The organism is Natrinema halophilum, from assembly GCF_013402815.2.
In the GTDB taxonomy this organism is placed as follows: Archaea; Halobacteriota; Halobacteria; order Halobacteriales; family Natrialbaceae; genus Natrinema; species Natrinema halophilum.
The window spans coordinates 3,983,176-4,007,713 of record NZ_CP058601.1 but is presented as its reverse complement, the minus strand read 5'-3'; the positions used below and the strand labels follow the sequence as shown (position 1 = coordinate 4,007,713).

General features: G+C 60.9%; 19 protein-coding genes and 1 pseudogene. 9 read left to right on the top strand and 11 right to left on the bottom strand.

What is annotated here, in order from left to right:
* Positions 1-255: 255 nt before the first annotated feature.
* Positions 256-1,845, top strand: a complete 1,590-nt coding sequence (locus HYG82_RS40025; protein ID WP_179263616.1) for an ABC transporter substrate-binding protein — start codon at positions 256-258, stop codon at positions 1,843-1,845.
* Positions 1,842-3,167, top strand: a complete 1,326-nt coding sequence (locus HYG82_RS40020; RefSeq protein ID WP_179263614.1) for an APC family permease — start codon at positions 1,842-1,844, stop codon at positions 3,165-3,167. Before HYG82_RS40025 ends, HYG82_RS40020 begins: the two co-directional genes overlap by 4 nt.
* A gap of 2 nt (positions 3,168-3,169) precedes the next feature.
* On the opposite strand, the gene HYG82_RS40015 is transcribed toward HYG82_RS40020, so the two are convergent.
* Entirely contained in the window at positions 3,170-5,650 is a 2,481-nt protein-coding gene (locus HYG82_RS40015) for a DNA topoisomerase I (protein WP_179263612.1), read from the bottom strand.
* Between the two features lie 333 nt (positions 5,651-5,983).
* Here HYG82_RS40015 and HYG82_RS40010 point away from each other — a divergent pair, with 333 nt between their 5' ends.
* The 5 genes from HYG82_RS40010 (at position 5,984) to HYG82_RS39990 (ending at position 10,552) form a co-directional block, all read left to right on the top strand.
* Entirely contained in the window at positions 5,984-6,250 is a 267-nt protein-coding gene (locus HYG82_RS40010) for a YgaP-like transmembrane domain (RefSeq protein WP_179263610.1), read from the top strand.
* Between the two features lie 148 nt (positions 6,251-6,398).
* Positions 6,399-7,862 carry an MATE family efflux transporter gene (locus tag HYG82_RS40005; RefSeq protein WP_179264648.1) on the top strand — a complete coding sequence of 488 codons (1,464 nt, stop codon included), beginning with the start codon at positions 6,399-6,401 and terminating at the stop codon, positions 7,860-7,862.
* A gap of 226 nt (positions 7,863-8,088) precedes the next feature.
* Positions 8,089-9,018, top strand: a complete 930-nt coding sequence (locus tag HYG82_RS40000) for a sulfide-dependent adenosine diphosphate thiazole synthase (RefSeq protein ID WP_179263608.1) — start codon at positions 8,089-8,091, stop codon at positions 9,016-9,018.
* A 287-nt stretch (positions 9,019-9,305) separates the two neighbouring features.
* Positions 9,306-10,070 (top strand): DUF7001 family protein, encoded by a 765-nt coding sequence (locus tag HYG82_RS39995; RefSeq protein WP_179263606.1) that lies wholly within the window; start codon positions 9,306-9,308, stop codon positions 10,068-10,070.
* 71 nt (positions 10,071-10,141) lie between these two features.
* Positions 10,142-10,552 (top strand): acyl-CoA thioesterase, encoded by a 411-nt coding sequence (locus HYG82_RS39990; protein WP_179263605.1) that lies wholly within the window; start codon positions 10,142-10,144, stop codon positions 10,550-10,552.
* 51 nt (positions 10,553-10,603) lie between these two features.
* Here the strand turns inward: HYG82_RS39990 and HYG82_RS39985 are convergent, their stop codons facing one another.
* The 6 genes from HYG82_RS39985 to leuS all read right to left on the bottom strand — a co-directional run bounded on the left by HYG82_RS39985 (position 10,604) and on the right by leuS (position 17,077).
* Positions 10,604-11,299, bottom strand: coding sequence for a class I SAM-dependent methyltransferase (locus HYG82_RS39985; RefSeq protein ID WP_179263603.1), 696 nt, complete (start codon positions 11,297-11,299; stop codon positions 10,604-10,606).
* A 22-nt stretch (positions 11,300-11,321) separates the two neighbouring features.
* Positions 11,322-12,221, bottom strand: coding sequence for a thiamine-phosphate synthase family protein (locus tag HYG82_RS39980; protein WP_179263601.1), 900 nt, complete (start codon positions 12,219-12,221; stop codon positions 11,322-11,324).
* 63 nt (positions 12,222-12,284) lie between these two features.
* Positions 12,285-12,887, bottom strand: a complete 603-nt coding sequence (locus tag HYG82_RS39975) for a DUF420 domain-containing protein (protein WP_179263599.1) — start codon at positions 12,885-12,887, stop codon at positions 12,285-12,287.
* A 159-nt stretch (positions 12,888-13,046) separates the two neighbouring features.
* A complete protein-coding gene (locus tag HYG82_RS39970) occupies positions 13,047-13,802 on the bottom strand; it encodes a J domain-containing protein (protein WP_179263597.1) in 756 nt (251 codons plus the stop codon).
* Positions 13,803-13,900: 98 nt separating this feature from the next.
* Complete coding sequence (gene ddfA / locus HYG82_RS39965; protein WP_179263595.1) at positions 13,901-14,194, bottom strand: DdfA family disk-determining factor; 294 nt, start codon at positions 14,192-14,194, stop codon at positions 13,901-13,903.
* 132 nt (positions 14,195-14,326) lie between these two features.
* Complete coding sequence (leuS, locus tag HYG82_RS39960) at positions 14,327-17,077, bottom strand: leucine--tRNA ligase (RefSeq protein WP_179263593.1); 2,751 nt, start codon at positions 17,075-17,077, stop codon at positions 14,327-14,329.
* Between the two features lie 206 nt (positions 17,078-17,283).
* On the opposite strand from leuS, the gene HYG82_RS39955 reads away from it, so the two are divergent.
* Positions 17,284-17,856, top strand: a complete 573-nt coding sequence (locus HYG82_RS39955) for an ICP22 family protein (protein ID WP_179263591.1) — start codon at positions 17,284-17,286, stop codon at positions 17,854-17,856.
* A gap of 25 nt (positions 17,857-17,881) precedes the next feature.
* Here HYG82_RS39955 and HYG82_RS39950 read toward each other — a convergent pair whose 3' ends face one another.
* Entirely contained in the window at positions 17,882-18,343 is a 462-nt protein-coding gene (locus tag HYG82_RS39950) for an SPW repeat domain-containing protein (protein ID WP_179263589.1), read from the bottom strand.
* Positions 18,344-19,151: 808 nt separating this feature from the next.
* Between HYG82_RS39950 and HYG82_RS39945 the strand changes: the two genes are divergently transcribed.
* Complete coding sequence (locus HYG82_RS39945; RefSeq protein ID WP_179263587.1) at positions 19,152-20,126, top strand: carboxypeptidase regulatory-like domain-containing protein; 975 nt, start codon at positions 19,152-19,154, stop codon at positions 20,124-20,126.
* Between the two features lie 1,064 nt (positions 20,127-21,190).
* Here the strand turns inward: HYG82_RS39945 and glmS are convergent.
* From glmS to HYG82_RS39930, 3 genes and pseudogenes are all read right to left on the bottom strand, one after another.
* Positions 21,191-23,001: pseudogene (glmS, locus tag HYG82_RS39940) on the bottom strand (glutamine--fructose-6-phosphate transaminase (isomerizing)).
* The gene (locus tag HYG82_RS39935; RefSeq protein WP_179263585.1) at positions 23,001-23,147 is read right to left on the bottom strand and encodes a hypothetical protein; all 147 of its coding nucleotides are present in this window, start codon (positions 23,145-23,147) and stop codon (positions 23,001-23,003) included. The pseudogene glmS and the gene HYG82_RS39935 overlap by 1 nt, the downstream one beginning before the upstream one ends.
* A 477-nt stretch (positions 23,148-23,624) precedes the next feature.
* Positions 23,625-24,275: a helix-turn-helix transcriptional regulator gene (locus tag HYG82_RS39930; protein ID WP_179263583.1), complete on the bottom strand. Its 651-nt coding sequence runs from the start codon at positions 24,273-24,275 to the stop codon at positions 23,625-23,627.
* Positions 24,276-24,538: the final 263 nt, after the last annotated feature.

The following is a 24,538-nucleotide window of genomic DNA, read 5'->3' as shown; positions in this document are numbered from 1 at the left end:
GGACAGGCCTGGTTCCGTCTCTTCTCGGCAGTCGCGCCGGCACTCGCGAATTGCCGAGATCGATCGTCGAACCGCGGCGGTGGGGAGACGTCCGAGCGGAGCGGTTCCCGGTCTACAGCGGGCCCCTCTCTACCCATCAGACGCAGGCCAGACGAACAACATCGTTCGCGACGGACGTATCCACGATCGGATTCAAAACGCGAACCGGACGTCGACTGTGAGATGCCGACAGTTGCTTACGACGAACCAAAACGTATGGACGAATGGCCGAACGATCGATTGGACGAACTGACACGGCGCGATCTACTCCTCACCACCGCTACCGCAAGTTTTGGAGCGATCGCGGGCTGTTCAACGGCGTTCGAGACGGGATCGAAATCGTCGCTCCGTCTCGGCACGCTTCGCCCGCCGATTACGCTCGATCCGATCTCCGCACACTCCATCGGCTCCGAACAGGCCATAGAACGACTCTTCGACGGACTCTACGGCTATGGCGAGGGGACTGATATCGTTCCGAAAATCGCCAGCGGCGAGCCGACATTCGAGGCCGACGGCCGGACAGTGATTGTCGAACTCGACACCGATGCGCGATTTCAGAACGACCGCCCGGTGACCGCCGACGACGTGGTCTACTCGTTCACCGCCCCGCTCGAGGAGGACGCGCCCACGGCATGGCGAGTGAGCCCGTTCGAATCCATCGAAGCGGTCGACGAACGGACCGTCCGATTTTCGCTCGCGGCGCCGTACCCGGCCCTCGATCACGCGCTGACGCACCCGATCGTGCCCCGACAGGAGCGAGAAGACGACAGGGAGGCGTTCGCCACGGAGCCGATCGGAGCCGGCCCCTTCGAAGTAGTCTCGTTCAGCGAGGAAACGAAGGCGACGCTGCGCCGCTGGGACGAGTACTGGGGCGAGCCGACACCCGCAATCGACCGACTCACGCTGGCATATATCGAGTTTCCGATGACCCAGCTGACGAGTCTCCGAACGAACCGCAACGATGCGATCGAGCCGGTTTCACCGCTGATCGTCGATCACGTCACCGACGTGTCGAACGCATCGGTGAAGCGACGGCAGGGCTATACCTCGTTTTACTTCGGCTTCAATCTGAACCAGGGGCCGACCACCGATCCGCTGGTGCGGGAGGCGATCAGTTACTGCCTCGACCTCGAGACGGCGGTCGCGGACTTCGTCGAGCCGATGGGGGAGCGCCAGTACAGCCCGCTCCCGCCACAGGTCGCCCGCGACTGGAGCATGCCGACCGACGAGTGGGCAGCGCTCTCGAACGAACAGAACCCCGAGAAGGCCCGACAGCTGTTCCGCCGGGCCGACGAGGCGAGCGGTCAGCTTCGCATCCTCACCTCGATGGATCCGAAGCACAAGGAGTTCGGAGAGGCCCTCGCCGGCGGCATAAGGGACGCCAGTCACGGCGCACTGGTCATCTCGAAACCCGAAACGAAGTTCCTCGAGAAGTTCGTCACCGGCTCCGAACGCGACTACTCGGTGTTCATCGGCGAGATCACGGGATCGCCAGATCCGGATTCGCACCTCTATCCGACGTTCCACGAAAACATGGCCGGCGTGACGAACGGGACGTTCTACCGGGAGGATGCGGTCATGGAGCGGCTCACGTCGGCCCGCGAGATGGACAACCGAGAGCGGCGACGTCAACTGTACGAGGAAGCGATCACGCGACTGCTCGAGGACCGAGTCTGTCTGCCGATCTGTTCGTTCGAGAATAGTTTCGCCGTGGACGAGAGCGTGAAGAACGTCCGCGTTCACCCGATCGCGCGGGTCAATCCGCAACTCGCAGCGGGAGACGAAGTCGTGAGGGTCGAGCCGTGAGCGATGACGACGAAAGCGGATTCGGCGTCGGCACCGCCGTCGCGCTGGGCGTGGGTGGCATCGTCGGCGGCGGCATCTATGCAGCCATCGGCATCGTCGTGGCTGCGGCGGGTATCTTGACGTGGTTCGCCTACAGTATCGCGACCCTCGTCGTCCTGTGCTGTGCCTACTCGTACATCAAGCTGAACGACGCGACCGACAGCAGCGGCGGGTCGGTCTCGTACATCGAGGAGTTGACCGGCAGATCGACGACAGCGGGCGTGGTCGGCTGGACGCTCGTCGTCGGTTACATCGGGACAATGGCGATGTACGCCTACGCGTTCGGCATGTACGCGCAGATGCTGATCGGCCTCGAGTATGTCTGGGGGTTGCCCGTTCGGCAGTTCATCTCGGTCAGCGTCGTCGCCGCCTTCGTCGGATTGAACCTCCTCGGTGCGGGGTCGTCGGCGGCGGTCGAACGGTACCTCGTGTTCGTCCAGGCGGGGATCATCGCCCTCTTCGGCCTGATCGGGCTGTGGTTCGGCGCGGCGAACTACCAGCTACAGCTCGGCTTCTCCGAACTCGGATTCAACCCGATCATCGCCGCTTCGGTCGGATTCGTCTCGTTCGAGGGCTGGCAGCTGCTGTTTTACGATCAGGAGCAGTTCGACGATCCGGAGGAAACGCTCGCGAAGGGCGTGTTCATCTCGATTCCGGTCGCGGCGGCCATCTACATCCTCGTCGGATTCGTGATCACGACGCTGTTGCCCGAAGAGGTAGTCGCCGCCCAGCCCGAACCGTCGCTGCTCTACGCCTCGTTAGCCGTCTCGAAGTGGCTCGCGCTCGCGGTCGGGATCGCCGGCCTCATCTCGACGGCCAGTGCGATCAACTCGACCCTGTTCAGCGAGGCCATCTTCGCGAAGAACCTCATCAGCGACGACATTCTCCCCGACGAGATGGGCCAGGAGGGCGCCGACGCCGCCCCCAGACGAACCGTGATCGTCATCGGTGTCTTGACCGCCGCCTTTACCGCCCTCGGGAGCCTCGAGGCCGTTGTCGAGTTCGCCTCCCTCGCCTTCATCGTCGTTTTCGGCGCGATGAGCGCGCTTGCGCTGACGGTGCGCGACGCGGAGGGGGTCGATGTCAACCCCATCCCACCACTCCTCGGCGTAGTCGGCTCGGCCGCCTTTTTCGTCATGTTGACGTGGTATCTCTACTCACAGCTTCCGGCCGTCTTCTGGCTTGTGGTCGTCATCTCTGCAGCGGTGTTCACGGTCGAAACGATGTATTTCAAGCGGCGAACGCTCTCGGAGGGCGTTCAGGAGGTAGAAAAACGAGTGTGATTCTAGGCTTTGGCCTGCCAGTTTCGGACGCGGTCGGCGCTGACGCCGTCGACGTCCGCCGCGACGGCGTCGGGATCCGCGTCGGTCAGATCGTCGAGATCCTCGATCCCCGCGTCGGCGAGCTTCTCGACGGTCTTAGCCCCGATCCCCTCGAGCGCCTCGAGATCCGAGCCCGACTCGCTCTCGCGGGCCTGAAACTCCTGATAGTTACAGATGGGGCAGCCGAGTTCCCACGGTTCGTCGCCGCTGTGGACGACCAGTTCCGGCAGTTCGTGTTCGTCGCAGTACTCGTCTGTGACCTCGATTTCCCCACGTCGAGGGAGTGGAAGCGAGTACTCGCAGTCGGGGTAGCGGGTACAGCCGACCAGCCGAGAACCGCTCTGGAGGGTTTTGATCGCCAGTTCGCCACCGTGTTCGTCTCCGCATTCCGGACAGTCGCCGATGACGGGACCCTCTCCGGCGTCTTCGGCCTTACATAGCGGGCAGCCGTGGACGAACGTCTGGCGGCCCGCGAGCATCTTGATCTCGTTCAGCCCGTGTTCCTCGCACTCGGACTCCATGATCAACGGCTTGCCCGTCGAGGGAAGCGGTAGCGTGTACTCGCAGTCGGGGTAGCCGTCGCAGCCGATGAAGTGAGAGCCGTGGCGGCTCCGACGGACGAGCAGGTCCTCGCCACACTCCGGACACGGCCCCAGCCGCTTGTCGTCTTTCAGGGACTTGCGGAGCTGGTCGCCGATCTCGTCGCGGGAGTCCCCGAGGTTGGCGAAAATCTCGTCCAACATCTCGCGGGATTCGTCTGTGACGTCGTCGAGCGTCGCCTCGCCGTTCGCGATCGCGTCCATGTCGGCTTCGAGCTGCGCCGTCATCTCCTCGCTGACGACGCGGTCCGCATAGTCCTCTGCGGCTTCGACGACGGCCATCGCGAGCCGCGTCGGACGCGGCGGATCGCTCTCGACGTAGCCCCGGTCGTACAGCTTCTCTATGATGTCGTGACGGGTCGATTTCGTGCCGATCCCCAGATCCTCCATGGTCTCGATGAGCCGTGACTGGCCGTACCTGCGCGGCGGCTGGGTCTGTTTCGCCTCGAGTTCGACGTCTGAGAGGACCAGTTCTTCCCCTTCGTCGACGTCGGGAACGTAGTTCTCGCTGGTGTTGAAGTACGGATAGACGTCGTGGTAGCCGGCCTCGACGAGGCGCTTGCCGTTGGCCTTGAGCCGGTAATCGTCTACTTCCGCGACAACCTTGAGGTGTTCCCAGACCGCAGCGTCGGCGACAGTCGCAAAGAACCGGCGCACGACGAGTTCGAAGATCTCCCACTCGTCGTCGCTTACGTCGCCGCGGCTCGGGATCTCTCCCGTCGGGTGGATCGGCGGGTGGTCGGTCGTCTCCTCGTCTCCTTCCGTCGGCACGATTTCGTCGGCCTCGAGCAGCGACTCGGCGGATTCGCCGAGCGTGGTGTGGCCGACGAAGTCGTCGAGTAGCTCCTCGGGATCAAGGTCGTCGGGATAGACGGTGTTGTCGGTCCGCGGATACGTGACGTACCCGGCGGTGTAGAGGTCCTCGGCGATCGACATCCCTCGCTTGGCCGAGTAGCCGATGGCGCTGGCCGCACGGATGAACTGGGTCGTGTTGAACGGCGTCGGGGGCGTGTCCGTTCGCGTCCGGCGGTTAACGTCGACGACCGTCGCGGCGTCGCGTTCGGCGAGCGTGTCGTATACGTCCTCGGCGACCGCTTCCTCCCAGATGCGCTCGGCCTCGTTGTCGTCGTCGTCGCGGTAGAAGTACTGAGCCTCGAACGAGGTGTCGTCCTTCGTCAGGTCGGCAAACAGCTCCCAGTAGTCTTCCGGATCGAAGGCCTCGATCTCGCGCTCGCGGTCGACGATCAGCTTCAGCGTCGGCGACTGGACGCGACCGACGGAGATGAAGTCGTTTCCGAGCTGACCCGCGGACAGCGAGAGAAATCGGGTGAGCGCCGCTCCCCAGACGAGATCGATGATCTGTCGTGCCTCTCCCGCCGCAGCCAGATCGAAATCCAGTTCGTCGGGCTCGTCGAACGCGTTGTGGACCTCGTTTTCCGTGATCGATGAAAACCTGACGCGACGGATCGGAACGTCTTCGTCGACGTTGCGAACGATGTCGTAGGCCTCTTTACCGATCAACTCGCCCTCGCGGTCGTAGTCGGTCGCGATCGTCACGCGTTCCGCACGACGAGCGAGGAGTCGGAGCGTCGCGACGATGTTCTCCTTAGTCGGGGTTTTCTCGACGCTCGCGTCGATCAATTCGACCGGCTCGACGTCCCGCCAGTCCGAGTATTCCGACGGGAAGTCGACGCCGACGACGTGGCCCGACAGTCCTACGCAGCGTTTGCCCCCCCACTCGTACACGTTGACGCCGTTCTCCCGACTCGAGTCGAAGGTCCCGCCGCTCAGGATGTCGGCGATCCGGCGGGCTGCGTTGTCCTTCTCCGTGATTATCAGCTCCACCGTGGATCACCCCCTCGAGCGAGCGGTCTCGGTGACGGACGAATGTACTGCATTGTCGCTCGTTACGATTGAACGTTTGATAACGCTTTCGCCAAAACCAACCGACAGCGCGGGTGTGCGTGCGTTGTGCGTCGCGCGGGCGTGTGTGAGACGAACGTCAGGAGATAGGCGGAATGAGGGTGACGCGATCACAACTACGTCAGGAGATAGGCGGAATGAGGGTGACGCGATCACAACTCACTGACGATGATCCGCGCGATACGTCGTGGCGTCTTGCTTAACTCCGCTCGAATCCTCTATCCCATTGCGTGTAGACACGCGAAGAGAGATACTATGGAGAAAAATGTAGGCGGTTTCGATCGGGTCTGGCGCCTCGTCGGTGGAACATTGCTGGTAGTAATCGGTGCAGCTGCGCTCGTCGGCGCCGTCGCCGTCGGTCCGGTCGTCGCAGCGGTGATGGTCGTCGTCGGCGCAGTGTTCTTCGCCACCGGCGTCCTCCAGCGGTGTATCATCAACCGACTGTTGGATCTCGATACCTACCGGAGCGACCGGACCGAGACCACTCACTCGAACGAGGAATCGACGGAACGGCCGAGCTAATCGGGGCCGTTTCGGACTATTTGAACCCCAGGGGCGGTGTCGAAAACCAGTAACTGCTCCCGAGAGCGATCCCTTTTATTGTCCCTGAGAGAGACTCCCATTCGAGCATCTCGTGGCAGCATCGGATCCGGGGCGCAAGCGCGTCGACATGACGACAGGGGCGATCTCCCCCAAGCTTCTCCAGCTCGCGTGGCCGCTGGTCCTCGGAAACCTCCTTCAGACAGTTTACAATTTGGCGGACATGTTCTGGGTGGGCCGCGTGAGCAGCGACGCCGTCGCCGCCGTCTCGCTCATGTTTCCGCTCTCGTGGATGTTCGTCTCGACCGCGATGGGAATCACCGCCGCCACCATCGCTCTCGTCTCCCAGTACGTCGGCGCGGGCGACGACCGAATGGCCGACCGCGTCGTCGCCCAGACGATCCTGCTCACGCTCGCCGTCTCGAGCATCCTTGCGGCCCTCGGTTTTGTGTTCCGGCAACCGCTGCTCGCGCTCATCGGGGCCCGGAATCAAGTGTTCGTCGAGGCGCTCGCGTACATCGAGGTGATCTTTCTGGCGTTGCCCTTTACCTTCCTGTTTTTCGCCTTCCGGGCCTCGTTACAGGGCGCGGGCGATACGAAGACGGCAATGTGGCTCATCGTCGTCTCAGCGGGACTCAACGTCGTCCTCGATCCGTTCTTCGTCCTCGGTTGGGGGCCAGTCCCCCCGATGGGAACGCGGGGAGCAGCCATCGCCACGTTCCTTTCACGCGGGCTTGCTACCGCCGTAGGCATCGGTATCCTCCTGGACGGACGGTTCGGCGTGCGACTCCGAGCGAGCGACCTGGTGCCCGACGCCGATATCCAGAAACGGTTACTCGAGATCGGTACGCCCGGAACCCTCGACGGCTGGGCTCGCAGTTTTGCGGCGGTGGCCATGGCCGGCTTCGTCGCACGTTTCGGCGCCGCACCCACAGCAGCATTCGGGATCGGGGTTCGACTGATGTCGGTGACCTGGGCCATCGCCGGTGCCGTCGGCCAGGCGACCGCAACCGGTGTGGGCCAGAACCTCGGTGCGAAGACGCCCGATCGTGCTGCCGCTGTCGCGCGGACCGCCACCGTGGCGACGATGGCGAGTATCTTCGCCGTTGCGATCGTCCTGTTTGCGTTTCCGGCAACCGCGATTCGAATCTTCGTCGCCGATCCCACCGTGATCGCAGAAGGCATCATCTTCTTGCGGATCACCACTCTCTTCTGGGCACCGTTCGCCGGCGTCATGGTGATCCAGGGTGCGTTCCGCGGTGCCGGCAATACGCGCGAGGCGATGGTTCTGTCGATCCTTTCGCGGTGGATCTTCCGGTTTCCGCTCGTGCTCACACTCGCATTTACCTGGACCGTAACGATTCCTGTGGTCGGAATGCGGGTCACCGGGCTCGGCTGGGGTGTCGAAGGGATCTGGTGGGCGCTCGCCTTCGGAATGGTCGCGTCGTTCGTCGTGGCAGTCGTCTGGTTTCGACTCGGCACCTGGACTGAGGGTGTCGTTGACGACCAGACCGACATCGGACGCGATGACGAATTCCCGGGGGACAACCAGGCCACCAGTGGAGAACACGAGTCGGAATTCGTCGACGATTGATCACCTGCTCGTCCGTTCGCCATCCTATTCGGGACCTCGGCTGTGAACTTCGCCACCGACAGTCGAAAACCGAGTGGGCTGCCACCTCGTTTCTCTGACGGATAGTCGTGGCTCCCGACACCGTTTCCAGGTGATGGTTGCGTGGACAGACCCGATACGAACGACGAGTACCGTCGAAAACGGACCACAACTGACTTAACACTACCCGGTGTTACTACCTAGTTGTATGAGCGACTTCGAACAGTTTAGTCAGGTTGGTGAAGCAGACGTTACCCGCGCGATCGGACAGGAGTGGACCGAGGAGTTTATGGACTTTTCGGACTCGGACGTCATCATCGTCGGCGGCGGCCCCTCAGGGCTGACCGCGGCCAAGGAACTCTCCGAGCGCGGCGTGAAGACGATGGTCGTCGAGAAGAATAATTATCTCGGCGGCGGTTTCTGGCTCGGCGGCTTCCTGATGAACAAGGTCACGGTACGCGATCCCGCACAGCAGGTCCTCGAGGACCTCGACGTCTCCTACAAACAGTCCCAGGATAGCGAGGGGCTCTACATCGCGAATGGGCCTGAGGCCTGTTCGGGCCTCATCAAGGCTGCCTGCGATGCGGGCGCGAAAATGCAAAACATGACCGAATTTACGGACATCGTCATCCGAGAAGACCACAAGGTCTCTGGCATCGTGATGAACTGGACCCCGGTCCACGCGCTGCCTCGAGAGATTACCTGCGTCGACCCGATCGCCGTCGAAGCCGACCTGGTCATCGACGCGACCGGCCACGACGCGATGGCAGTCAAGAAACTCGACGAACGCGGCGTCCTCGACGCACCGGGGATCGCAGACGCCGAGGCCAACGCCACGGGTATGGATCAGACCGGCGACGATAGCTACGGCGCGCCAGGTCACGACTCACCCGGCCACGACTCCATGTGGGTCGGCAAGAGCGAGGATGCCGTCGTCGAACACACCGGCCTCGTCCATGACGGCTTGATCGCGACCGGAATGGCGACCGCGACGACCTACGGCCTCCCCCGAATGGGCCCGACGTTCGGTGCGATGCTCGTCTCCGGCAAACGCGCCGCTCAGGTCGCACTCGACGAACTCGAGGTCGACGCCGAACCCGTCGAATTGACTTCTCGAGCCGCGCCGGCTGACGACTGAAACCGGTCGACTGATTTCGTCGCCGGTTGCCCCGCCGACCGATAGTCACCTGTTTCTCGCACCCTGGAATCCCGACGAATGCGTTCGGTTCGCCAACCGTTCTCGGAATCCGTTACGGTCGAGCCGACACTTCGATGAGACTCGCAGCGTCCCTCGTTCAACCGCAACCGTTTCAAACCACTCGGTAGTACAACCAACATATATGACCGCGTTTGGCACCGATCGGCCGACGTCCCCAGCGATTCGTATGAGCAATCGAACGTTCAGCCCGTCACCGTCAGCTACCGATGATCGATAATGTCTATCTGTATCGAGCACCCACTACGGTCTGCGACGTCGGTGCCGTCGCCGAGTGGCTCGAGGAACGAATCGACGCCGGCGTGGTCGTTCGGGATCGGTTTCTCGAGGTCCATCGGACAGCGGACCTCGCAGAGCAGTTCGCCGAGGCACGAGTTTCGTCACCGTACGACCGCGACACGGGAAACACGATGCTCGGGACGATTCGCTACGAGGAGCGGGCCCTCGAGAATCCCGAACGCGAAGGCGGTGTCCTCTACGACGGCGTACAGATTCAGCGAGCACTCAACGCCGCACTGCCCGAGGACGAACGCGGGCGCGAATCGCTGCACGTCGCGATCCTCGATCGGGCTCTCGGGACGTGGGGCGACCACGACGGGCGCTGGCACAAACGCGTAAACGTCCTCGGACGGCCGGCACTCGTCTCGGTCCCGGGACTATACGAGGCCCCGGCAAAGCCCGAGGAATATTACAACGAAAAGCAGCGCCACGCCCTGCTGTCGGGTGACGCACCGCCGCGGGAGGTCCTCGAGAATCAGGTCGACGGCGAGTTCCTCGTCGAAGATGACCCCCGAACGACCGACGCATTATGCGGGTACGTGCTACAGGCCGTTCACTATCTCGAGACTGGGGAGCCGTTTTGCTCTCGAGAGGGCTGTCGGCTGTTCAATGCACACTACCACGAGGCTCTCATCGATGCGCAACTTCGCGATCCTGATTTCTGCGACGAGCACGCGCGTCGTTACGGCCGATAAGAGTGCGTCGAGAACCAGTCTCGGCGTGAACCGGTGCATACTTTTGCTCGAGGCGACGTACACAACGTACCATGGGTTCTGAGTTTACCGTCGACGTTTCCGCCCGCTATCGCGATCTTGATCCGATGAACCACGTCAACCATGCTGTGTACGCGAGTTACCTCGAGACGGGCCGAACTACTTATCTGCGAGAAATCGGCGGGATCGACTCCGGTACTATCTCGTTCGTCATCGTCAACCTCGAGATTTCATACGAGCGTCCGATTACCATCGATGACGATCCCACGATCGCTCTCGCTGTTACTGGTCTTGGCGAATCGAGTTGCACTATGGATTACGAAATCCGCGTCGACGGCGACATCGCCGCGACGGCCGAAACGACGATCGTTCACGTCGACCCGGAATCGGGACGACCGAGCCCGATCCCCGACGGGGTCGCCCAGCGTATTCGGGAGTACGAAGCGATCGAGACACCGGGGTAATCGGTTCGGTGACGGAGGCTGCCGTTCGAACCACGCGGTGGTCGCTCTCGATCACTCGAGTTGACCGCCGGTCAGGCGGATGACGCCGAAGACGTGCGTTTCGTCGGCGATAGCGACGGCGCGCTCCCGGAGGCGAGCGTGTGCAGCGTCGATTTTTTCGTCGAGGCGAATGTGGGGATCGTTTTCGTAGCGGAGACGTGTCGTCGGCGGCGTCGAAAGGACGACGATCGACCGAAAGATGGCGTTGACCGGTGGGGCGTACCACTCCTCGCTTCGCGCGGCGTTGGCGAGAACGATCGTTCCGTCCGAACTGACGAGATCACACCAGTCGGCGACTGCACCAGCCGGGTCCTCGAGCATTCCGACGACGAACGTGGCGAGGACAGCATCGATGCCGTTACTGTCCGTCAAACCAGCCCTGACTGGTTCGCTAATCGGCGGCTGCGTCGCATCACCCTGCAGGATAAAGACGTTGTCGTACTCTGCAGTGGCTGCGCGCGCTCGCTCGAGAACGGGGCGGGTAAAGTCGATTCCGATCACTGACCCGGTCGGACCGACCTGTTCGAGGAGATAGGGCAGGTTCGCACCGGTCCCACAACCCATCTCGACGACGGTATCACCGGGCTCGAGTCGGCACGCGGCGGCTGCTCGCTTTCGGAGGTGTGCGATACCGGGCGTCCGGCGCGCGATCAAATCGTAAAGGCGGGCCCAGCGCCCGTAGAACTCCTGTGCGGATTCGGTCGCCATTCGGTTTCTCACCCACTCGTTATCAGGTTAGCGACCGAATCGTGTCCGCGACCGACTGCGCGTCCGATCCGAGCACGTAAATCAATGGCTCGATACCCATGCCGCCCGTCTGGTACAACACTGTTGCTTCGGACTCGTTTTCGATCGCCGCACCGACACTCGAGGAGACGTCGTCCGATTCGTCGAATTCAGCGGCGACGTGACCCTCTTCGATCAGTTCGTCGACCAGTTCCGGCTCGTACCTGATGTTAATCGCCGCCGAGACGTCTGCCCCGTGTCGGCGCGCGGCGAGTAACACTCGCGCGACGTGTTCGGAGACGCCGAATTCGGGGGCCGTGGGGACGGTAGCCTGTCCCTTTATGTCGAAGATGCGGCCTGGCACGCCTGCGACGTCGTCGACGTCTTCGGCGTCGGGTGTGCAGGCGACCAGATTCGAACCGACTGCCGGGATCAGTCCCGCAAAGCCACTCGCCGTCTCGAGGATGCTCAGTCCCTGTCGAACCGATGAGAGAACGCGCTCGCTGGCCCGGAGTTCGCTCTCGGGATCGTGAACCCGGAACCCAGACGGGTGTTCTCCCAGTTCTGGAACTGCCTCTTCGTGGAGTTGTGCGAGGAGATCGCCGCCGGACTCGAGGTCGCGAATGAGCACCTCGAGTTCTATCAGGGCCTGAACTGGCGAAATATCCCCGGCAGCCAGTCCCGTTCCGAGTTCGTCGACGACGGTACGGACGCGGTCGTCATTTGCGATTCTGTCGTTGACGGTAACGTCGCCGTGAGCGTACTTCGAGACGGCGCTCTGGCTAATTCCGAGAACGTCGGCTACCTCGCTCTGCGTGAGCCCCCGGTCGCGCAGGTTGCTTGCGAGCAGGGATCGGATGGTTGGGAGGAATTCGCCCACGACGATTTCTTCGACGAAATGCATTCGTTAGATGGGAGTATGCGTGGGTGCCGGATAACTTGTCGGTCCGCATCACCTCGTCGCCTGTCACAGAGGTGGGACGAGCATCGACGCGAACTCGAACTCGTAGACGTGGTTGAGCAACACGTACGTGACGACCCCGAGAGTGAGACTCAAAATCCATGCGCCGGCGGCGATCCGGCCGATTCTGGCGTGGGACGTCGATCGGAGCTCCGAAGGGGAGTGGGTTAAGCCGAGTATGAGTGCATAGAGAACCACCGGCACGGAGACGACCGAGAGAACGATATGGATCGCAAGCATGATCAGGTACGCATAGTAGACTGGATCCGGACCGACGAAGTGCTTCTCGCCGCCGCCGCCGACCTTGAGCAGATACACGACAAGAAACAGCAGGATGAGCGCGAACGCACCCATCATCGAGAGCTGGTGTTTCCTGATCTCTCCCGCGCGTATCCAGTACCAGCCGCTGACGAGTAGTACCGTTGCCGTCGTGTTTATCGCGGCGATCGCGTGAGTGAGCAAATTGATCTGTTCCCGCGTGAGATCGGGATAGATCGCTACATCGAGCAGGAACGTCCCGAGGACCAGCGCATATCCGACGATCGTCAAAACGATCGTTACACCCACCGGCCGCTCCCGAAGCCGCCGTCTCGCGTCAGCGGTTGCCATTATCGACCGTTAGAAGCACCGCCGTATCATGCTTGCTGTTCCGCGACGAATCGAACACGAACCGCCGTCATCTCGCGGTTCGCAAGCGGCTGGCAACGTCGAGGACGGCCCACAGCATCACGATCGGCGGATTTACCGGCAAACGTAGACCGGGTACGCTCAGCTCCGTTCGAAGGGGAATCGGTCGAGCCGTTCGCGAATCAACGGTTTCAGTTCGAAGAGATACCGCTCTGTGGCTGCAGGATTCGGTGCGTCGACATCGGGAGCGTGTTGGGTATATATAACTTGCTCGACTGTGACGTCATCCGGAATCTCCTGAGCGATGACGACGCCGTCCAGCGCCCGCTCGGGCTCGAGTTCGGCGTCAGAACCAATCCACCGTTCGGGGAGGTCGGTAGCGTGCGGTGCAACGATACTCGAGCCCTCATAGAGGAATCCGTCGTCGCCGATGAAGTTCGTGTTCGTCTTTCCCTGCCAGGAAAGGATCTGCTCGCTCGTATTTCGGACGCGGAAGAACGCAACCGTCCGCCTCGTCGCGGCGGTGACCGGGCCGTCGACCAGCGCGTCGAGGTCGACGTCGTGAACCAATCCGGAAAGCGTAACAGAGAGGTACTCGCCGTCGACCGTCAGTTCGTGGTCCCCGTTACGGTTGCTGCGGTCAGCCGGATCGTACGTCGGCCGTCGTGGGCCGTGTGAGTTGGAACCGTCGTCTGCGATCGCACCGCCGTCGGTCTCGCAGTTGTCCGGAACCCGTTCATCGAGAATTTGTTCGTACGCCTCCTTGATCCGGAGAAACTGCTCGCGAGAGCCACCGTGGTCCGGATGATGGTCCTTCAATAGAGCTCTATAGGCTTGCCGAACCGTCCGCTCGTCGGCATCCGGGGTGAGCCCAAGGGCCTCGTAGTGGCTCTCCATCGTGGCTGCAATCGACGCTTCGTCGAAAAGAGTCTTTCCGTGTGTCAGTCCCGGACGTAGTTACGACGAGTCGGCGATCGATCCTGATCGGACGGCCGTCAGTCCGTGGATTCGGTCAGTTCCTCGAGCACCACTGTTCCCTCCCCATCGACGGTGACGTCGTACCCACAAAATTCGAACGAGACGGATCCGCGCGACCCGTTTGCGCCGGACGATCGACCGCCGAACAGCGCGTCGAGCGCATCGGGGTCGACGACGGCGTACAGCGATTCGTACGCCGGCGGATTGACATCCGTTGTCTGGACGTCCTCCGCTTCGGCTATTGCTTCAATTACTGCGCGACTCGGCGTCCTTCCGGACGATATTTCGACATTATCGCCACCCTCCATCATCCTCTCTTACCATAAGGAATTCGGTGGAATAAAACTGTCCTTCTGCGAGCTTCGAGAGGGACACCGAAAACATGGCCGAATGGTGCCGAATGTAACCTTCGGGAGACGGCCGCACTCGGAAACTAAAAACCGTCAGCTGATGTGGATCGCTGGTTTTCCAGGGCGGGCTTTGTCCGCAAGTTCGTCGTCTGCGGTCGCCCGTCGAACGGTGACGTCCGCGCCGAACTCGTCGGTCACGAGCCAACTCGCACGCTCGAGAATCGAATACTCACCAGCCGCCGTAAGTTCCTGTTCGCTCTCCATGCTACGGTCACGGCCGACGAGTTCGCCGACGAACGCCGCAACCGTCTCGCGGTCCGCGTCGACGTCGTCTCCCTCGAGCACGCGGTCGGCGATCGATCCGACGTCGACGCCCCTCTCTGCTGTGTCCTCGGCACCGGCCTCGCCGACCAGTTCAGCGGCCCGGTATTTCCACACCTGCGCGACGACCAGTTCGACCCGCTCGGGCCCGTCGATTGCGGCGACGTCGACGATGTCCCGGACGTCCGCGAGCGTTCGGTCGATCAGGCGACGTTCGCGCTGGTACGACGATGTATCCCGATCCGGCTGCGGCCAATCGGCAACGACGACGAGTCCCTCGCCTCGGAGTTTGTTCCACAGTTCTTCGCCCAGATGCGGTGCCATGGGTGCGATCACCGCAGCCAGGGTCAGTAAGCCGCGCCGATAGATCTCTCCGTGGGGACGATCGTACTCGCAGTACCGCCTGAGGAGCCGCGCGAGCTCCTGAATCTCGGTTGCGGCGCGATGAAACCGGAATCGCTCGTACTCGTCGGTAATCGCCGCGATCGTTCGGTCGATCTCGCGGGCAACGTACTCGTCGTGCTCTCGTCGTTCGAGGCGAGCATCGCCCCTCTCGACGAAATCAGTCGCCATCCGGTAGAGGGACTGCTGGAGGTCGTAGGCCCCGCGGACGTTGTTGGCAGTCCATTCGAAGTCCTGTTCGGGATGGGCCGCCGAGAGGACGAACAGCCGAGTTGTCTCTGCGCCGTACTCTTCGGGAGCGACGACGTTCCCCTTGGAACTGGACATCTTCTCACCGTCGTATAGCACCGTCCCCTGACTCATGAGGTCTCGAATGGGCTCTCTCCGCTCGAGGAGCCCGAGATCGGCGAGCGCCCGCGTAAAGAATCGGGTGTACAGCAGGTGGAGAATAGCGTGTTCGTCGCCACCGACGTAGACGTCGATCGGCATCCAGTCGTCAGCGAGGTCGGTATCGAACGGCGCGTCCTCGAGGTGCGGCGAGAGAAAGCGCAGGAAGTACCACGACGAATCGACGAACGTGTCCATCGTATCCGTCTCGCGACGCGCGGGACCACCGCAGTCAGGGCAGGTTGTTTCCGTCCATTCACCGGCTGCATCCAGCGGGTTGCCAGTCGTCTGGACGAACTCGGGGAGTTCGACCGGGAGTTCTTCGTCCGGGACGAGAACGTGACCGCAGTCGTCACAGTGGACGACCGGAATCGGCGTCCCCCAGTAGCGCTGTCGAGAGATCAGCCAATCCCGAAGACGGTAGGTAACGTCTTCCGCGAACGCGTCGTGTGCGGCGACGAGGCGTTCCCGAGCCGTCGTCGTTTCCAGACCGCCGTACTCGTCGCTCCCCTCGAGCACACCTTCCCCGGTGTACGGTGCCGTTTCGTCGACGTCTCCGTGGTGATCGGCGCCAGTGCCGTCATCTTCGCCAATGAGGTCCTCGCCCTCACGTTCGGTCTCGTCGGGCGGTGAGATCACGCGCTCGATCGGAAGGTCGTGTTCGAGCGCGAACGAATGGTCTCGCTCATTGTGGCCCGGAACGCCCATCACGGCGCCCGTACCGACGTCCTCGAGTACGTATCCAGCGACATAAACGGGGAGTTCATCGCCTGTCAAGGGGTGAACGGCAGTTGCGTCGGTTTCGACGCCGGCAAAGCCGACCTCGTCGGGGTCCTGTTCGCGGACGGTTGCGACGTACTCCGCAACCTCGTCATCTTCGGCGGCCAGTTCCTGTGCGAGATCATGTCCAGGCGACACCGCAAGGAACGTCGCGCCGAAAATCGTCTCGGGTCGCGTGCTGAACACCTCGATGGTCCCATCACCGTCTCCGCTCTCACCGCCATCGTTGTCGGTGGACACGTCGAAGGAGATCCGCGCGCCTTCCTGCCGGCCGATCCAGTTCCGTTGTATCTCGCGGACTCCTTCAGGCCATCCTTCCAGTTCGTCGAGTCCGTCGTACAATTCCTCGGCGTAGTCGGTGATCGTAAAGAACCACTGGTCGAGTTCCCGTCGACCGACAGGCGTCTCGCAGCGCCAGCAGACTCTCTCATCGTCTTGCTCGGCTACCTGTGCATCGGCGAGAACCGTTTCGCAGTCGGGACACCAGTTGACCGTCGCCGCTTCGTACTCGACAAGCCCCGCTTCGTAGAGCCGGTTGAACAGCCACTGATTCCACCGGTAGTACTCCGGTTCGCAGGTGGTGATCTCCCGGAACCAGTCGTAGCCAAAGCCCATCGTCTCGAGTTCTTCGCGCATACGGCGAATACAGGCCTGGGTCCAGGATTCGGGGTCAGTCTTTCGCTCGACTGCCGCGTTTTCGGCCGGCAAGCCGAATGCGTCCCAACCCATGGGATGAAGGACGTCGTCTCCCTGCATGCGACGATACCGCGAATAGGCGTCCGTAATCGCGTAGTTTCGAATATGTCCCATGTGGAGCGTGCCGGACGTGTAGGGGAACATTCCGAGGACGTACGTCGGATCGGTGGCATCCTCGTCGAGCGCGTAGACGTCGTCACGTTCCCAGACGTACTGCCAGAACTCCTGTACCTGCGCGTGATCGTAATGGCTCGTCATTGTCGGCGAGATCCGTTGTTCCCACTCGGAGGCCCGGCTATATCATTGTTCGGCCGCGAACAACGGGCACGTAGCCCCGTCGCGGAGGGACGATACTACTACGCGAGCAGATCACCCCGGCTATTACGGGATGGAGAACGGAGACCCTGTCGCGCTGTGGGCGGAAATTAACAAAGCAGGGTGGCAGGCTATGATCGTGTTGTCGAATGTCCCGCTTCCGTGACGACCTTCCGTCGGCGGTCGCGTTGCTCATCACTATCGTCGCCGTCCTCCTCGCATTCGGCGTGATCATTTCGGCGTTCGCACCCGACCTGACTGCGAGCGACCCGTCACGCAACGAGGCGTCGGTCGACAATGCATCAGATACCCGAACGAACAGCACCGCTGACGACCGTGAAGGGGCAGAATCAACAGAGACCGAAGCAGATACCGGCGGTGAAGCTGACGGCGGCGACGCCGATACTTCGACTGTCGAATCCGACGACGAGTCAGTAGGTGATTCCGAACCAGCGGCCGACGATGAGCCGGAGCGATCCGAGTCCGAATCGGAGCCCGACGACCGAGCGCGGTCGACCGAGCCATCCGAACGCGATGAGGATGAGGGCGAGGACGAATCAGCCGATCGCGACGCCGAGCCATCCGAAGACGAGGGGCCATTCGAAGACGAAGGGCCGTTCGGAATCGATTGGCCGTTTGGAGACGAACGCGAAGAACCTGACGACGCTGACCCGGCGGAGGACCGCGGACCGCCGGATGATGCTGGTCCATTCGATGACTAGCCAAAAAGTGACTTCGGGACGTCGGTTATCGGGTTCCAGCTGCCGCCCCCGTGCGGACGCCGCGACCGCCTGCGTAGGCGATGTACGCCGAGAGTGCAGCGGCGACGAGACCCGAAATGACGTTACTCCAGACTAACCCCATCGCGGCGACCTCGAGGCCGCTCATTCCGATCTGCCCGCCGATGGCCCACTGCGACACGACCACCCACAGCGCGAGCAGTGCGACGAGCGACATCACACCCGTGCTGGTCGAATGGCCGGTGGTGATCCGATAATAATTGTATCCTGCAAGCAGGAAGATGGCACCCCCGATCAGGAGGTTGTTCCACAGCATGGACGCTGCCTGGTCGTAGAAAATCGGCGAAACGGCCATCCAGAGGCCAATCAGTGAGACGAAACCGCTTAGCCACTTCTGCCCCTCCGGTTCGCCCTGTCTGCGGGTGTTCGATTCACCGGCTGCTGGTTCGTTCGTCGTGGACTCACTCATGATTCCCTCCTGTGGGGATACCCGTGATGACACTGAAAAAGCGCACGACTGTTCCACCAGATCCCCAGAAATCCGTTCAAACAGCCCGTATCCGGTGATTTGTCAACGAACGGTGAGCGCAGCCCAAATCGCTGTTACGGTTCCTCAATCATCGACTGGCACTCGCCCCTCAGACCGGTTAATACGCTATTACTGCACGTCGACTCCTGTCAAAATTCATCCGCAGCAAGTCGCGTACCGGGGCTGGCTCGGCCCGTTCGATGTAGTTTTGCGGTGTGAAGGCGCGGTCGTTCTCGGCTGTTTCCCACGACCTGCCGTCAGTCACGATACAAAGTCCTGGGTCTATTGACGCCGACGCACAGACGAGCGAGGGAGGCACCCGGACGAAACGACCTAGAGTCTGACGACGCGATCGATGCACGTTGGCCCGCCGGTTGTCGATGTTCAGTCGGACGATCCAGCCACGATAGATGAATCAGTCTCCGCTGCTATCCCCCTACGTTGCGGCAGCTGAAACGGATTTATTTCCTGTATAGTGATCCCCCAACAGAGGAAATTGCCCTCAAATGGACTCACTTGGAACTGTATCCTGCTGGCATCACGGCTGGCAGAATGCAACACACTGGTTACCACATCGGGGCCCACCGAGCGGTTCGAGTAGTACTGTGCTATTCGAAGCCGATACGACGGGTTCCGCGAGTCGATTGCCCTTCACAAACAAAACGGTCGTCGGTTCCCCGAAATCGAGCGTCTCGAATACGGATGGGGCGGCGAGTGCGTAATCAACAATTTCCGGAACTAGACTACAATGCGTAGCAACACCCAACAGCGTGCAAACACCCGATCGTTGTCGAGCAGCGTCCAAGTATTGCTCATCATCTTTGGCGTCGTATTCCTGGTCGCCGGAGTAACACTCGCGGTTGGCGGTGTCTCCGTAAGCGGCACGATTGGCTCGTTGACCGACGCACTGAGCGACTCAGACTCGCCCGACGATACCGGTGGCACTGGCGGCGCCGGCTCCGGTGACAGTGATGACGGTGACCCAACATCGAACGAGAGCGACGACAACAACGACGATCCGGCAACGAATGAATCCGATGGTGACACCGATCCGCCGTCAAACGAATCCGACGACAACAACGACGACGACAACAACGACGACGATAACAACGACGACGACAACAACGACGACGACAACAACGACGACGACAACAACGACGACGAAACGCATACACTGACGGTCGAAGTGGTCGATCAGGACGGTGACCCGGTCCCCGGTGCAGACGTGACCGTCACTTCAGGATCCGGCGACAGCGAAACAGGTGAGACCGGTATGGACGGTGAAGCCGAATTCATAGGTCCAAACGGCGACTACACGATTTCAGCGACCGCTGAGGGGTACACGCCAGGCACGGGGAACGCCAAAATTGACGACGGTGACGAGTCCACCGAGGTTACACTCGAGGAAGAAGAAGCAGAGACGTACTCGATCGGCGGAACCGTGACGAACGAAAGTGACGAACCGATCGACAGTGCGACGGTTACAATTACCGGAAATGGGGTCGATGAAGAAGTGACCGTCGACGATGACGGGTCCTTCGAAAAAGAAAACCTCGAGAAGGGCGAGTACACGGTAACCGCGAACGCAGACGGCTATCAAGAGAACTCGGAGCCTGTCACGATCGAGGACTCGGATAAGGATAATATCGAGCTTCCGCTCGAAAAAGAGGGCGATGACGACGACGGTGGTGGAATCTTCTCACCGTACCAGATCAGCAACTGACAGATATCCGTCTCCAACTTCACGGATAGAACTCGTCAGTGGCAACCGGTTCTGGCCGACACTACCTGACAAGCGACGAATGTACACTAGAGGCGTCGGAACACCTGCACGAGATGTATTCGCACCGAAGCTCCACTCGCAGATAGCCGCCGAAATCTTGAGCGAGATCGTGTCGTATCCGTTCATGACGAGTGCCTACATCACCGCTTTCGAGAGACGAAAGCATCCGCGTCTGACCGCTTTCGCGGTCATCTGTTCGACGTTCAGTGGGTGGATTCCGGATCGTCCGTGCAAGCCACCACCCCATTTATCCGGTTGGTGATGGCAATCTGTTCGATACCGAGAATTGTGCTATGCTCGAGTCGTCTTCGATCGGCATCTCGGGCCCGGCCTTCGAGCCAATATGAAGAGAAATAGATCCTCGAGTTGAGAGACGGGAACGGCGCACCTGCGACGACGTGATCGCGGTTGTGAATACGACGCCTGCGGGTTCTGGCCTTCCGGAGTAAGATGCACTCGGCTTCGATCACTCGGTCGACGGACGAAAGCGAAAGGTAGTCGTGGAACGTGGCAGATCGCCCGTCGTAACGGAACGAGGGGATCACGAAGTACGGGTTCGATGCGTTCTTGCACTTCTTTGCTGACCGATGACGCCCTGATGACGTAGTGGTTTTTTCGCGTGTAGACGTAAACGAAGTCGGATACAGCCTCGGTTCGTCGCGCAGGTTTGCGTGCGGCAGTTCGTGAAACGTCGTTTTCGAGGCAAGTTCGTAGGCGTCTTACTACGCATCGCGGACGACGTAGTCGCCTGCCCACAGGTCCTCTTCGATTGTATCATGGAGAGAACCGTTCGGCTAGCGACGGTAGTTGAATCAAGTGACACGATTACCCCGTAACCGGCGCGGTTTCTTCGCTGCTCGTCGAACACAGAAATCCAAAGGAACGTGTCAGCGCCACGGTGGCGCTATGCAGTAACGAACCGACGATACGGAATCAGCGAGATCCACGGTACGGAGTCGTGGTGGCCGGCCGAGACTAAAATCAGTCAATGAAGGCCGAGTCACTCATTCGACCGTGACGCTCTTTGCGAGATTACGCGGCTTATCGATCGGTCGCTCGAGCAACTTCGCAGCGTAGTAGGAAAGCAGTTGCAATTGGACGTTCGCGAGCAGTCCCGCCCAGACCGGATGCGTATTCGGTACCGACAGGTGTGCATCGGCAACGTCTACGAGAGAATGCTCGTCCGGACCAACTGCGACGATTGGCGCCCCGCGAGACTGTGCCTCGATGGCATTCGTTTTCGTCTTCTCGTCTTCGCCGCCGGTGTATACTGCAAACACCGGCGTCTCTTCGGTCACGAGGGCGAGTGGACCGTGTTTGAGCTCGCCTGAGGCAAATCCTTCCGCGTGCTCGTACGTGATTTCCTTGAACTTCAACGCACCCTCGAGCGCCACCGAGTGCCCGAGACCGCTGCCAATGAAGAAATACGACTCGCTGTCGAAATATTTGCGGGCGAGCGTCTCCGCTCGGTTCGAGTCGAGGACGGTTTCGACGTGCTCCGGGAGGTCCTTGAGGGACTCGAGCATCGATGCTCGGTCAGCGACAGGGGTTGCATCCGGTGCGTCAGCAGCGATCTGCTGGGAGAGCAATGCGAGCGTGACTGCCTGCGAAGAGAACGTTTTTGTCGCCGCCACCCCGACTTCCGGGCCGGCGCGGATGTAGACTGCGTCGTCGGACTCGCGTGCGGCGGTCGAGCCGACGACGTTCGTCACGGCGAGCGTTCGTGCGCCCCGATCGGACGCGCTTCGAACCGCATCCAGCGTGTCAGCGGTTTCGCCGCTCTGGGTGACTGCGACGACGAGCGTCGATTCGTCGACCGGGCCGGTCATCGATTCGTACTCGCTCGCGCGAAGGACTTCCGTCCGAACGCCGGCGGACCGCAACAGCTGCCCGCCGTACATGGCTGCGTGATACGACGTTCCGCAGGCGATAAACTGGACGGAGCCAATGCCCTCGAACGTGCCTGACGGGAGGTCCTCGAACGAAACGGCCCCGTCGTCGATCCGGCCTTCGATCGTATTCGCGAGAGAAGTCGGCTGCGTATCGATCTCCTTCAGCATATAGTGGTCGTACCCGCCTTTCCCCGCATCTTCCGGATCCCAGTCGACGGTGTCAGTCGGCCGCTCGAGTGGGTTTCCATCGAGATCGGTAATACGGTAGGAATCTGGTTCGAGGACGACCATATCACCATCTTCGAGATAGATTACTTCGTCAGTGTAATCCAAGAACGCCGGAACGTCGCTGGCGAGGAACCACTCCGTATCGTCGAGGCCGAGGACGAGCGGCGATCCCTTTCGCGCAGCGTACACGGCTTCCTCGCCGTCGACGATCGCGGCGATCGCGTAGCTTCCTTCGAGGGTGTCGACCGCCTGTCGAACTGCCAGTTCGGTATCGCCGGTCGATTCTCGGTATTCGTCGATGAGGTGCGGAATGACTTCCGTATCAGTGTCCGCTTTCGAAAACATGACCCATCGCCTGGAGTTCGACCCGGAGCTCGTCGTAATTATCGATGACACCATTGTGGACGACAGCAACGTCTCCTGCTGTGTCCGTATGCGGATGGGCGTTCTCGTCGGTCGGCGGCCCGTGGGTACTCCAGCGAGTGTGACCAATCCCCCATGTTTCCGTGCGGATGAGTGTTCAGGGTCGACTTGAGGTCAGATACCTCACCCGAACACTTGTGGACCTTGACGCCGGAACCGTTCTGGACGGCGATACCCGCTGAGTCGTAGCCCCTGTATTCAAGATTCTCGAGGCCTGAAAGCAGCGTTTCCGTCGCATTGCCGTGGCCGATTCGCGCGATAATACCGCACATTAACCGATCACCTCCGTTCGATCGACGGTTGTTGACCACGGTATCCCGCCGGTCGAGCGGTCAGCGATGGACCAATCGACGAGTCCGTCGCGCGTATCGAGGCGGTTCGAGACGGCTGGCTGGTGCGTAGGGTTGTTTCGTGTCATTGGTATCTCGTTTCCTACCCGTACCCGCCGTCCGCTGCGGAACGGAACGGGTCTCTACTCCCACCACGAGTGACTGCGGCCATTACTATACCACGAATAAGTCGGTAACTATCGGCTGTATAATACACTATACCTTTTCATGGGCTGCAATCTACATGGCGTTCGGTTTTTCCGTTCGGTGACGGACAGCGTCTGAAATTCTGACTCAGAACGCCAGACCGAATCGGGCTGAAACTGCGAGTACCGCCACAGAAAAACCTCTCCGGTCGTAACTTCAAGCAGTCGTGTTCATTTCTTACCAGTGCGATAAACACGATTCGTGACGTGGGATAGTATTGATATTCACTGTCGATCTATTGATCAAAGGGCCGTAGTGGGCTTTGAAAACGGGCCGAAACGGAGGCCACCGTTTCCGGTGGTCGGTTGGATTCGATACGACTTCCACCTAGCGCCAATGGATGCTACAACCGTGCGTGCTTACGGAAGCGGGTTTTCGACGTCGTCTGAGTGTGCCTGGCCGTCTGACGTTCGTTCGGACAGGGTAATGACGTTCTCTCGACCAACTGATGCCTTCTCAATTGTGCCATCAGCGTGCATTCGCGAACAGATCCGGCTCACCTTCGACTTCGACCAACCAGTTTCTTCAGTAATCCGATGCTGCCGAATGCGGCCGTGATTTGCGACCAGCAAACGAACCACCTTTCCCTCGTCGCTCAAGAGTTCGGGTGGTGTTTCCGGCGACAAATAGTATTCGTACGCGAGGTGATCGGCTGTTTGCGAGTGGGTCACATCGTCGGCGCGGTTTGTCGCCTCTGTGATCAACGGCAGCGACGAAATCTCAAGATTGCGGTTTGACAACGTTTCGGCTACACGAATACCAACGAGACCGATGATCAACAGGAACAGAACCGCGATAAGGGCGTTCTCCCACAATGACGTCGCGCGAAGCGGTTGCAACAAGAGCAAGGGTGCGTCGGACTGATCTCCGATCGGCTGACCGATCGCTCTCGAAGCAAACACGTGAACGTCCTGGTGGGAAATCGTCGGGGCCGAACCCGTGTGAATCGAGACATTGCTATGAATCGATGCGAGCGGGGCTCTGACTCCGACCTGGGAAGTGGACACCATGATTCGCGGTTCTGCTGCGGCCGATGCGTGAGCGAGCTACGAGCGTTGTGAACTCTTCGACCGCACTGGGAATCGGCTCCACGGGGCCTTCATTATAGACCAGTACAGGTGTATTTAACAACGTTCTAAGAGAGAGCGCCGACGAGCGGCCGTTCAGCCGAGACCGCTGTCAGCAGCCCACCAACGTGGAGTTTTGCACGTTGTATCTAGCGCATCTGTTTATTCGCGGTATAGTAAACCCCCGCCACCGACTTGGCGATTTT